This is a genomic window from Neisseria sp. P0021.S005, assembly GCF_051956955.1.
Genome location: NZ_JBQCWY010000325.1, coordinates 1 through 3,397, shown reverse-complemented (window position 1 = coordinate 3,397; position 3,397 = coordinate 1). Strand labels below are relative to the sequence as shown.

Here is a 3,397-nt window from a genome sequence, read left to right as displayed (position 1 = left end):
CGCGTGCCACACGCGGCTCGGATATTGAAGACACCGCGTTCAAAACCAATATGGAAGCCGCCGAAGAGGTCGCCCGTCAAATGCGCCTGCGCGACTTGGGCGGTTTGGTCGTCATCGACTTCATCGATATGGAAAATCCGAAACACCAACGCGATGTTGAAAACGTCCTGCGCGACGCGCTCAAAAAAGACCGCGCACGCGTGCAAATGGGCAAACTTTCGCGTTTCGGCCTTTTGGAGTTGAGCCGCCAACGTTTGAAACCGGCTCTGGGAGAAAGCAGCCATGTTGCGTGTCCGCGCTGTGCCGGTACAGGCGTCATCCGCGGCATCGAATCCACCGCCCTGCACGTTTTGCGCATCATTCAAGAAGAAGCAATGAAAGACAACACCGGCGAAGTACACGCACAAGTGCCTGTCGATGTTGCCACCTTCCTGTTGAACGAAAAACGCGCCGAGCTGTTTGCGATGGAAGAGCGCTTGGATGTGAACGTCGTCCTGATTCCAAACATCCACTTGGAAAATCCGCACTACGAAATCAACCGCATCCGCATTGATGACGTAGAAGAAGACGGCGAACCGAGCTACAAACGCGTTGCCGAGCCGGAAGAAGACGAATCCGCCAAACCTTTCGGCAGCGAAAAAGCCAAAGCTTCCCGTCCTGAGCCAGCTGTCAAAGGCGTACGCCATACCCAGCCTGCACCGACTGTCGCCCCTGAGAAAAAAGCCTCTTGGTGGGACAGCTTCAAAGCTTGGTTGAAACGCATTTTCGGCGGCGAGCCTGCACCTGTCGCAGTTGCTCAAGAGCCTGCCGAAAAACGCACTACAAACAACCGCAGCCAAAACAGTAACCGCCGTTCAAACAGCCGCCGTCAAAATCCACGCCGCAACAACAAAAACGACGGCAGCAAAGTCGAAGTGCGCGAAGTGAATGCCGAAGCTGTCGACAGTAAGTTTGAAGAAAACAAATCAAACGAAAGCCGCAACGACGAGCGTAAAGACACCCGCCGCAACCGCAACCGTAACAACCGCCGCGATGATCGCAACAACGAGCGCAATCGTGTTGAGGAAGTGGTTGAAGACGTAAACGTTCAGGAAGTGGCTGCACTGGCTGAGATGCCGTCTGAAAACCAAGCGGAACAAAACGGCAATAAACGCCGCCGCAACAACAGTCGCAACGAGCGCAACCGTCATCAACCTGCGGAAAACCGTGTTGAGGACGTGAACGTTCAAGCCGATGGCGAACAGGCGCAAGTCGAAGCGGACGACAACGCCCGCAGCGAAGAGGGTGTGAAAAACAACGGCCGTCAAGGACGCGACTGCAACAACCGTCAGCGCAACAACCGTCAGCGCAACAACCGCAACGACCGCCGTTCTAACAGCAAAAAACGCAATATTCCGTCTTCAGCAAAAATCGAGCAATACCTGAACATTACCGATACCGCCGACAAAGTTCTCTTTGCTGTGGCGCATGTTTTGGGTTTGAACGAAACGGTTGAAGCTGCAAATGCGACATTGTCTTCTGAAAGCGATCAAGCCGAGCCGCTGGTGATTGTAGTATCCGAGCCTGAAGTGACCAGCGCAGAGCCATTCGTATTTGCGATTGAAAGCGAAGACGAGCCTGCCGTAGCGCAAACTGAAGGCGCTGATGCCGAACAAGCCCTGCTTGCTTCTGCAGTCAGCAATGTCAAAGAAGCCATTGCTGCGGTATTGTCTCCAAATGCAACGGCTACTGTTGCATCGGTTGAAGCACCAGCCGAAACTGTTGTCACACAAACTGAAGCCGTAGCTGAAGCAGCGCCTGTCGCAATCGTTGTGCCTGAGAGCTTGGGCGATTTGATCTTCGTTGAAACCGATCCGCAAGCCGTTGCCGCTTTTGCCGCGCAGCCACAACCTGAACCGGTTGCTAAAACACGCCGTTCGGATGTGCCTAAAGTAGAAGTGGAAGACACAGCAGTCGAAATGATTTTGGTGGAAACACGCAAAGACTAAGATTGGTTTTCCAGTTAAAAGCCCGATGTTGAACGCATCGGGCTTTTTTACAGGAGAAGTGCTACGACTATAGGGAATAGTTAAGAAAAGGAAATTTCTTTTGAGGAGAGTGAGAAGTATGAAGCATCAAGAAGTTGGAGTTATCGATATTTAAAGGTCAGAATCATTGCTACCTTGAAAGACTTAGCCTTTACATAGGGTTGGTCCTGTATAAAAAATAAGATCATGGAAGTATGAATATGAAGTTAAGATATTTTGAATTAGATAGACCTTATGTGGAAAATCGCCAAAGGATCGAGGAGTTGATGGACTCAGCTTCATTAAGATACGAGGAGGCCAGGATAGAGGACTACAATCAAAATTGGAAATGCCGTAGAAAAGCGTTTGTATATGAATCGAAGTGTATGACATCTATGTTGGAGCGACTCTTCAAGCCTGTTCCAACTAAGGATTGTTGGAAAATCATCATAGAATGCATGGATAAGGTCTGCAATCCTTGTATCATAAACTTACTTGGTGTCTATACTGTTCAGGTTCCATTTGATTTTTGTACCTATGAAGCTTTAGATCCTGTTGATAAGAAAAAGATGCTCTTGGCTGCCTTAGTCGAAGGGGCAAACCGTGTATTTCATAAGCTTTCTATTCCATTCTGCTTACTTGGGGATGTAGTGAATGAAATAGAGAGAAACCATTATGAAAATAGTTGGGTATGGAAAAAGAAGAAGATTCAATCCACCACTTTTTCCATTCAAGTGGAACATCAGATCGATAAAGTTGACTTGTTTTGGAATATTGAAAATAAAGACAAGAGTATTCGTCATTTGATTAAAACCTGTCCTGCTCATGAAATGGATTATGGCGTTTACCTTGGTAAATTAGAGGTAAATGATAATTTCCTTTATCTATTGGGTAAAAATAATGAGGTCGTAAGCAAGGTTTCTATAAATAAATGAAGGATAGCTGCTTGTAGTTTTTCTTAAACAGCCAACTATGTCAGAGCGATGGAGTTAGAAAAGGCCGTCTGAAATGGTTTCAGACGGCCTTGGTTTGTGTGTGTATGTTTAGGTATTGTGATTATTTTTTGTTCAGAGAGTCACGGATTTCGCGCAACAACAGAACTTCTTCGCTAGGCTCTGCCGGTGCTTCTTCAGCAGGAGCGTCGGTTTTTTTCAAGGAGTTGATGGCTTTAACCACGCAGAAGATGGCAGCGGCAACGATCAGGAAGCTGATCACAGTGTTGATGAACAGACCGATGTTCAGGGTAACGGCACCGGCTGCTTGAGCGGCTGCCAGGTTGGCGTAACCTTCAGCAGGAGCGGCTTGTGCGCCGTTTTTCAGGGTGATGAACAGGTTGGAGAAATCAACGCCGCCGATTAGTAGACCGATAGGAGGCATGATTACATCGTCAA

The 3,397-nt window shown here is 48.2% G+C and carries 3 protein-coding genes; 2 read left to right on the top strand and 1 reads right to left on the bottom strand.

The window, feature by feature from the left end; genetic code table 11:
• A partial coding sequence (locus ACTHUE_RS13550) for a ribonuclease E/G (RefSeq protein ID WP_440423732.1) occupies positions 1-1,988 on the top strand: 1,988 nt, incomplete at its 5' end.
• 233 nt (positions 1,989-2,221) lie between these two features.
• Positions 2,222-2,941, top strand: a complete 720-nt coding sequence (locus ACTHUE_RS13545) for a hypothetical protein (protein WP_199900426.1) — start codon at positions 2,222-2,224, stop codon at positions 2,939-2,941.
• A 121-nt stretch (positions 2,942-3,062) separates the two neighbouring features.
• On the opposite strand, the gene mscL is transcribed toward ACTHUE_RS13545, so the two are convergent.
• The coding region (gene mscL, locus ACTHUE_RS13540) for a large-conductance mechanosensitive channel protein MscL (RefSeq protein WP_440423730.1) at positions 3,063-3,397 on the bottom strand (335 nt) is incomplete at its 5' end.